At 71.0% G+C, this 8,728-nt stretch carries 4 protein-coding genes and 1 pseudogene; 4 read left to right on the forward strand and 1 reads right to left on the reverse strand.

Annotation, left to right across the window (positions count from 1 at the left end; translation table 11 throughout):
* The first annotated feature begins 440 nt into the window (after window positions 1-440).
* The 3 genes and pseudogenes from G4D87_RS28220 to G4D87_RS39630 all read left to right on the forward strand — a co-directional run.
* Window positions 441-1,061, forward strand: coding sequence for a DedA family protein (locus tag G4D87_RS28220; protein ID WP_163785813.1), 621 nt, complete (start codon window positions 441-443; stop codon window positions 1,059-1,061).
* A 104-nt stretch (window positions 1,062-1,165) separates the two neighbouring features.
* Entirely contained in the window at window positions 1,166-3,319 is a 2,154-nt protein-coding gene (locus G4D87_RS28225; RefSeq protein ID WP_240358674.1) for a hypothetical protein, read from the forward strand.
* A gap of 416 nt (window positions 3,320-3,735) precedes the next feature.
* Window positions 3,736-3,843: pseudogene (locus G4D87_RS39630) on the forward strand (hypothetical protein); the annotation flags it as partial.
* A gap of 969 nt (window positions 3,844-4,812) precedes the next feature.
* Here G4D87_RS39630 and G4D87_RS28235 read toward each other — a convergent pair.
* Complete coding sequence (locus G4D87_RS28235; protein ID WP_163785815.1) at window positions 4,813-7,959, reverse strand: ABC transporter substrate-binding protein; 3,147 nt, start codon at window positions 7,957-7,959, stop codon at window positions 4,813-4,815.
* Window positions 7,960-8,021: 62 nt separating this feature from the next.
* Here G4D87_RS28235 and G4D87_RS28240 point away from each other — a divergent pair.
* A partial coding sequence (locus tag G4D87_RS28240; protein ID WP_163785816.1) for a transglutaminase domain-containing protein occupies window positions 8,022-8,728 on the forward strand: 707 nt, incomplete at its 3' end.

Here is an 8,728-nt window from a genome sequence, read left to right on the forward strand (position 1 = left end):
ATCCTGGACGGGGAGCGGGCGGCGTCGTCGGCAGCCGCGGCGAGCATGTCCAGCCGCTCCTGGATGGGGTGGCGCTCGGAGAGAGGCAGCCGCTGGTAGGCCTCCGTGAGCTCGGGGGCGACGGTGACGCGATAGGACATGGCGAGAGACCTCGGTGAGGGGATGGGCCCGCCATGGGATGCGTTCCGCCCGGAAGGTCCACGTGATTGAAGGGCGCAGTAAAAAGATGGTCATGGCGGCTGCGCCCTGCCGTGGCCGGGCTGAGCCCTCGCTCGGATGCCGGCATTCCTTCAGGCGACATGCGGTGGGGCGGCGGTTCGCGCCAGGCGCGCGCTCCGGTGATGTTCACCACGGGCGGGGCGGCGTGGATGCCGCTTTCGTATCGGCGGCGTCCGACTTAAATCCGACGGTGCTCGGCTCGCCGGAGGTCGCACGCGCGGATGGTGGAATTCATCGACCAGCTCATCTCGGCCCTGGGGCCCCTGGGCCTGCTGGTGCTGGGGCTGGCGGCGATGTTGGAGTACGTCGTGCCGCCCTTTCCCGGGGACACCATTACCCTGCTGGGGGGCGTGTACGCGGTGCGTGGCGCGCATCCGTGGGTGCTTGTCTTCCTGGTGGTGACGGTGGGCAGCGTGGCGGGCGCGGCCATCAACTACGCGGTGGGGCACTGGCTGGCGAAGCGCTTCGACGCCCATCCCGAGCGCAGCTTCGTCGGCATCACCCATGCTCGGCTGGCACAGGTTCAAGCGCGCATGCGCGTGAATGGGCCGTGGCTGCTGCTGGTGAATCGTTTCCTGCCAGGCATCCGTGGGCTCATCTTCGTCGCCGCGGGGGCCTCGCGCATGCCGCGCTTCAACGCGCTGGCGCTGGGGGCGGTGTCCGCCATGGCACACACCGGGCTGGTGCTGGGACTGGGCGCGGCGGTGGGTGGCAACCTGGAGCGGCTGACGGCGCTCGTCGCCCGGTACCAGTACGCGGTGGTGGGGCTCGTCGTCATTGGCGCCATCGGCGTGGGCATCCGGATGTTGGCTCGGCGCCGTGCCCCCGCGCCGGGGCCTTGAGTTCTTCTCAGGACGGCGCCTTGGTGTTGCATTGCAGCGGCGCGCGGCCCCGCGCTTGAGTCGCGGGCATGCATCCGCAGGCGCGTTCCTGGAGTCCGTTGTGGGTGGCGTTCATCCTCGCCCTGACGGGGTGCCCGTCAGGGGACTCCGGGACGGGAGGTTCGCGTCAGGGGTTCCGGCCCCGGGATGCAGTGGTGGACTTCGGCCGTGTGCTGGAGGGGACGCAGGCTCGCCGCGCGGTGACGGTGCTGGCCACGGGCCGTGCGGGCCTGACGGTGGTGGCCTCCGTGGATGCGCCCTTCGCCGTGGTGACGTCCGAGGTGAGCGTGTCCGGGGGCGGCGAGACCGAAGTGGAGGTTGTCTTCACCGCGGGGCATGGGCCGTCGGAGGGAACGCTGTTGCTGTCAGGCGCGGGGCTGACGGAGTCCGTCCGCCTCACGGGCCTGGGCATCCGTCCCATGCCGTGTCCGGAGCGTCCCTGCTTCGACTCCCGCTTCGACGTGGCGTCGGGGACGTGTGTGGAGACGTCGCTGGAGGAAGGCGCCGCGTGCGCGCCGGAGAGCCGCTGTCAGGTGGACGGCCGCTGCCAGGCGAGCGTCTGCGTGGGTCACCCGAGGACGTGTGACGACAACAATCCGTGCACGATGGATGCGTGCTCACCCACGCGGGGGTGTGTGACGTCTCGGGTGGCGTGTCCCGCGCCGGAGAACCCCTGCAAGGTGGGGTTGTGTGACCGCGACGAGGGCTGCACGGCGGTGGACGCCGACGACTTCAGCCCTTGCGGCCCGGCGGACTGTCAGACGGCTCGCCTGTGCTTCAGCGGCGCGTGCCGGGAGGTGACGCCCCCCGAGGGTTTCGTCTGCGCGCCCGCCACCGCCTGCCAGGGAGCAGGGACGTGCCAGGGCGGCGTGTGCCAGCGGCCAAGCCCTGTCGAACTCACGCCGGAGCTCGGCCTGGAACTGGAAGGCGTGCCAGTGGAGGCGGACGGTGGGACGGTGTTGCTCGTCTTGGAGGACTCCCTCTACACCTCCGTGTGTGGCGGGGACGCGGGCTGCCAACTGGTCGCGTATACGCGCTCGGGGCTGCTGCGTTACGCGACGCCTTATCCGGAGGGTGGGGCCCGGACGCTGCTGGCCGCATCGGAGGCGGGTGTGGTGGTTCATGCCCCGGAGGGGCTGGAGGCCTATGCGCCGCGCGGCTCCGGGGCGCGCCTCTGGCATGCATCCTGGGCGTCGCTTGGGGCGGGCGAGCACCCCTCGCCGGGCCGAACCCCTGAGAGCCACGTCGCACTTACGCAAGAAGAGGACGTGCTTGCGTATGTCGCGTGGCAAGCCGCGCCGGATGCCGGCGGCGTGGAGGACGGCGGTACGGCGCCAGAATACGCGAGGCTCATCTTGCTCTCGGGTCGCGAAGACGCGGGCACGCTGTTGGGTGTGTCGCAGGTCGAAGCCTGGAGAGGGGAGGCGCGGCTGGGGCTCGACGCGCTGGGAACGGCCTGGCTCTACACGACGGATGGACGGCTGGCGCGGGTGGAGCTCGACAACAGCGCGCTCTCGAAGGTGTCGCCAATTGAGTCCAATGAAAGCGGAGGCACGGCGCTGAAGTTGAGCACGCTGGTGGACGGCGGTGTTCCTGGTGGAGGTGCGTCCCTCGCCATCGCGGGTGGGCGGCTGCTGGTGGGGGCGCGAGCAGTGGTCCCGGTGGATGGCGGTGTGCCCGTCATGCTTTCGGACGGAGACGGCGGAATCGGCGCGCGAGTGCCCATCGCGGAGCCCGCGCTGCTGCCCTCGTCGGGCCAGCCTGGCTACCTCTTCACACGGGCGTGTACGCGCACGGATGGCATTCCCTGCACGGCGCGGGAAGCGCGTGTCGTGCTTCGCGCCGTGAACCCCGAGTCCGGGCACGTGGTGTGGGAGGTGGATGCGCTTCCGGATGAGGTCGCGCCGGGCACGGTGTACGAAGCCGCGTTGCTTCAAGGGGGGCTGGTGGGCGTGCTCGCTGACGCCGAGCTGCCGGAGGGCCGCCAGTCCTGGATTCAGTTCTTTGTACGCGGTGCCCGAGCCGGCAGCTGCCCGCTGCCCGGCCGTCCGCATGTGGCGGGTGCCGCGTTCCTGGGACAGCATCTGTATGTCGTCCTGAATCGCGACGGTGAGTGGCGACTGGAGTCGTACGGACTGGGACAGGACTTCAAGGCCGAAGCGCGCGGCTGGCCGCAGCGCCATGGTGGAACCGCGCGAACGCGAAGCGAGTCGCCGTGACGCCGACGTCGAGCGTCACCCGCGACGAGGCCTGACATCAAGCCCACGAAGGGGGCAGCGAAGCCGCTGCGGCCGACTTGACCCGCGCTGGAGCCTGAACGGCCATTCCACCGTGGGGGATGGCAACGCGCTTCGACGTTCCCCATCGCTGCGCGGTGCCGATGTGTGGGGCCCGCTTCGACATCGGAATCGGATTCCGGTCGCGCCCGAAGCCACGCCGGCCTCAAGGCCAGGGGGGCTGGTGGAAGGAACGTTCATTCCATCGGGAGGTCGCGGCCACGGGGCAGCGGCTTCGTCATCAGGGCCCTGGGGCGGTCCGCGCATCGGGCCATGTGTCAGACCCACCTGTTAGATGGGTCATTGTCGTACGAGCGTGACCGCCAGCGCGGCGGCCGCGGGGTGGATGGGGAGGGGTGATGTACACGTTGCAGGAGCTGCGCACTTCCAGGCTGCCTGATGCGGCGAGGTTGCTGGCACAGCGGGGCCTCGACAACGTCCGGGCCGCGGAACTGGCGCGTGCCACGAGGCTCTCGGTGGGCTCGCTTTACCGTTACTACGGCAGCAAGCAGGGCATCTCGAGGGCAATCCGGAACTTCACCGAGCGCGAGCTGTCCTACACCGGTTTCGTCGCCTACCAGATGGCGGACGGGGACCCGCTGAAGCAGGGTTTTCGAGACGTCTTCATCGCCTTCTGGCGCGAGTTCGCGACCTGGGCGCTGTTGCAGCCCCACCTCGTCGACTTCACGTTCCTTCATCACCATCCGGACGCAGGCACTCCCGGCGAGCATGAGGGACGGACCCGCGCGCAGGTGCTGGAGGTCCTCGAACATGGCGAGCGCGAGGGGGTGTTTGCCCGGGGCCGCACCTGGCTCCACGAGTGCATGGTGTGGGGCGTGTTGGCGGAGCTCGTGCGAAGGGCGGGGCGAGGAGAAGCGATCAGCGATGAAGACGTCCAGGTGGCGGGAGAGGCCCTCTGGCGGGCGCTCATCCCAGAGGCACCGTCCAGCCCGCGAGGAGGCGGGTCTCCTCCAACTGGAGAGGCGCTGCACACGATGGATGTTCTCCCGGCTCAGAACCTGGGCATTGCTGAAGGGAGCCTGCGCGGCGATGCATCTGCGGAAGGCCTGAATGGGCGACCTGGCCTGACGGCCGCCAGTCGTGCAGGGGATTCGGAAGAAACGCGGGCCTCGGGCACGCGCGGGTGTGGTGTGAGTCGTGAGGCGGCGTGGGTCGGCGTCTCGTCGTCCCCTGCTCAGGGCACCACGGTCATTGCCTCGGCATTCGTGCGTCGCGTCAGGCGAGCGTCCTGTTTCCCATCGCGAACAGCTCGTGGCTCGAAGGAGCGGGGGCTGCCGCGGTCATGCACAACGCCGCGGGTGTACCGCCCGCGGGTACCTCGTTCGTCACGGAGGTGTCGAGGTCCGGAGCCGCCTCTCTCAACTGGAGCGTCCCTCCGGTTCCGGCGGCCGATGGGAACACTTCGGCGCCCCTGCTCAGGTGGAGGCGTTCGGGTCCACCCAGAGGTCGTCGAAGCGCACCTGAGGCGGCGTCTGGTGCAGCCGCAGGCTCTGGACCGCGGGGGTCGCGGCCGCGTGGGCGCGGTCATGGTACAGCGGGATGAGCGGGCAGTCCTCCTGGAACAGCTGCTCCGCGCGCAGGTAGAGCTGACGGCGCAGCTCCGGATCGATGGAGACGCGGGCCTCGGCCGTGAGGCGGTCCAGCTCCGGGTTTCGGTAGCCCATGGGGAAGACCGTCTGGGCGCTGGAGTGGAGGAGGAAGTGCAGGAAGGTGTCCGGGTCCGGGTAGTCGGCCAGCCAGCGGTTGCGGAAGGCGGGGAGGCGGCCCTCGGTCACCTGGGCCGTGTATTCCTCGCGCGACATCTCCACGTAGCGCAGCTCCAGCAGCCCGGCCTGGAGCAGCGGACGGAAGAGCACCGCGTCCTCCGCGGAGTGGTCATTGCCGGTGGGGCGGTGGAGCGTCAGCCGCAGCCTGCGCAGGCCCACCTCCCGCAGCAACTGCTCGGCGAGGGCCACGTTCGGTACGGGCGCGGGCCCCATGTCCGCGTCATCCAGCAGCTCGGGTGGGGTCAGCGAGCGCGCCACGCGCGCGCCGGGGTGGAACTGGCTCACCATGGCCTGGATGTCCATGCCCGCGCGGAGCGCGCGCCGGACGCGCACGTCGTCAAAGGGCGCTTCCCGGTGGTTGAGCACCACGAAGGCGGTGGAGGGCGTGGTGCTCGCGGCAAACTGGAACGCCTCCAGGCCGGGCAGCTCCACATGCTCCGTGTCGAGGAAGGACACCAGGTCCACCGCTCCCTGGCGCAGCAGCGTCACCGCTTCCTTGCGCGAACCGGTGAGCAGGAACTCCAGCCGGTCCACCATGGGGCCGCCCGGGCGCCAGTAGGAGGGGTTCCGCTCCAGCACCACGCGCTCGGGCTCCAGGGCGAGGAGCCGGAACGGCCCGGTGCCCACCAGCCGCCCGTTGGCGTCGGTGCGGGCCACCGCGGTGGCGGTGAGCGCCATCAACTGGAGGAAGAACGCCTTGGGCTCGCGGAGGCGAATCTCCAGCGTGTGGTCGTCCAGCACTTCCAGGCCGGACACGTCGCGCGCCATGCCAGCGGCGTACTCCGGCGCGCCCTCCACGTCCTCCAGGAGGCTCCGGTCGGGCGAGCGGAGCGCCGGGTCCAGCAGCCGCTCCAGGTGACGCTTCACGTCGGTCGCCGTCAGCAGCGTGCCGTCGTGGAAGGTGACGCCGCGGCGCAGGTAGAAGCGGTAGCGGCGCGCGGAAGGGTCTGCGTCCCAGCGCTCGGCCAGGTCGGGCTCCAGCCCGCCATCCTCCCGGCGCACCAGCGTGGAGAACACGCACGCGGTGAGCTCTGAGACCTGGTTCTCCACGCTGAAGAGCGGGTCCACCGCCTGGCGGTTCCGCAGCGACGCGGCCTGGTGCATGCCCACGCGCAGCGTCCCGCCGAAGTGGGGCGTGGGGAGCTTGAAGTGGTACACCTCCGCTTCCAGGCCCTCGGCTTCGTGACCCAACTGGTCCACCGTGCGCGTCAGCCCGTCGCCGATGCGGATGACCCGGCGTGCGTCCTCGCGCACCTGGGCGACTTCCTCGCGGATGGAGGCGTCTGCCTTGGTGAGCACCACGTTGGCGGAGCGCAGCTCCTCCAGGGCGGCGCTCAGCCGCACCACCGACTCGGAGAGGTCCCGGCCGGTGCGCGCCTGGGCCTCCGCCTTCTGCGAGGCGCCCTGGCCCACGCGGGCCATCTCCTGCGTCTGGCGCAGCAGCTCGCGCGCATGGCCCGACTGCTCGATGGCCATGCGCGTGACGTTCTCCACCCGCAGGGCCACGCGGCGGCTGGCCTCCACCACCGTGGCGCCCTGGGCCTCCAACCGCTGCGTCTCCGCCACCGTGGCTTCGACGGCGGTGAAGGTGCGCTGGGTGATGGTGCGAATCTCCACCAGGGCCTCGGCGGCGCGGTCGCCCAGGGCCACACCGGCGGTGGCTCGCTCGCGGCCTTCCTGCACCAGCGCCACGGCCGTCTGCACGGCGTCGCGCACGCCCGCCACCATGGCGCCGATTTCGCGGGTGGAGCGTGTGGTGCGCTCGGCCAGGTTGCGAATCTCGTTGGCCACCACGCCAAAGGGCCGCCCCTGCACCCCCGCCTGGGCGGCGATGATGGCGGCATTGAGGGCCAGCAGGTTGGTCTGGTCCGCAATCTCCTGGATGACGTCGACGATGCGCCCGATTTCCGTCGAGCGCGTGCCCAGCATCTCCATCAGCTCGGCGGCCTTCCGGACCGTCTCCTCCACCCGGTACATGCCCTTGACGCTGTCGCCCACCAGCACCTCGCCGCGTTCGGCGGTGGCCGTCACGGCGATGGCCAACTGGTTCGTCTCGTTGGCGCGGCGGCGCACCGAATCAATGCCGCCTTCCACCGCGGCGACGAAGTCCTCGGCCTCGCTGGCGAAGCGGCCCAGCTCGTCACCAGACGCGGCGATGTTGGCCATCCGTTCGGCCATGGCCTGCATCAGCGACGTGGTGTTGTGGGCGAAGGTGTTGACCTGGGCCAGCGAGTCCACCACCTGCTCCAGCCGCTCCGTCATCTCCAACAGCGCGCCGGTGGTGTCGACGGCGAAGACCTCCAACTGGTGCACCCGCTTGCCGGCCACCTGGAGGCTGCCGCCCATGCCGCTGACGGCCTCCAGTGTGCGCTCCACGGCGCCGCCCTGCCGCCGCGCGGCCTCCAGCAGGATCCGGGCCTGTCCGCTCACGTCCGTGCTGGTGCGGTGCAGGTTGGCTGTCACCCGCTGCACCTGCGCCAGGGCGCGCCGCAGGGACAGGATGAGGCGGCGCACGTCCTCGTGGCCCTCGTAGCGCGGGCCCACCGTGGTGGTGAGGTCTCCCTCCGCCAGCCGCGCCATCACCTGCCGGCGGACCCTCCGCCGCTGCGCCGCCCAGCGAAACCATGCGAGGTATCCCCCCGCGAAATAGAGCGCGGGCGTGGCGAGCAACACCACCGCCCAGGTGGCATTCGAAAGCGGCCCCTCGGAGACGGCTCGCAGCATCCCCCCCAGGAGGAGCGCGGAGACCAGCCCTGCCGCCAGGCCGAACGTGAACAGGTACCGTTTGGCGCCCATGAAGGAGTGGAACGCTACTCCGCCTTCTCGCGCCGGTCCTCAAAACGCCGCACACTGGGGCCGTGGCCACCCTGCTTGCCCTGCTGCTGCTGACGCTCCCGGTAAAGCCAGAGAGTCCAGTCAATGCCGACGCGCCCCCAACGTCCCAGGCGGAGTCCACGCGTTACGTCTTCGCCTGGCGCGGCGTGCCGGTGGGCACGGTGACGCTGAAACTGGAGCCGGGCCGCTTCACCTACGTCAGCCAGCACCTGCACACCCGCGCCGGGAAGGCGGGAGCGCGCCGCCGGGAGCAGACGCTGGAGGTGGATGCCCAGGGGCGGGTGCGGGGCGCTCAGGCGGTGCCGCAAGCGCTGTGGCTCTGGAAGGGCGTGCCCGCCCTGGGCTGCGTCGTGGGACGGGAGGAGCTGACGGGCCGCGAGGGCCCGCACTGCGTCACCCGGGTGAGGGACGGGCGCGTGGAGGGCATGCTGGTGGGGACGGCCTTCCAGGCCCGCTATGGGGCGGACGGCCGGATGGAGGCGCTGGAGGTGGGAGACTCGCGCTTCACCGTGGCCGCGCCCGGGGAGCGGCTGCGCGCGCCTCCCGAGCTCTTCGCGGACGGGCTGCCCGTGGAGGGGGCCCGGGGCGCGCTGTCGCTGGAGCCGCCGCTCGACGTTCCAGCGCGGCTCGCGGGGCTGACGCCGTGGAAGGCGGCGGCGGCGCGGGCGCTGGCGGCCGAGGTCCACGCGGCCTTCCCGGAGAAGACGCCCGGCGGCGCGGACTGGCGCGA

This window comes from Myxococcus vastator, assembly GCF_010894475.1.
GTDB classification, from domain to species: Bacteria; Myxococcota; Myxococcia; order Myxococcales; family Myxococcaceae; genus Myxococcus; species Myxococcus vastator.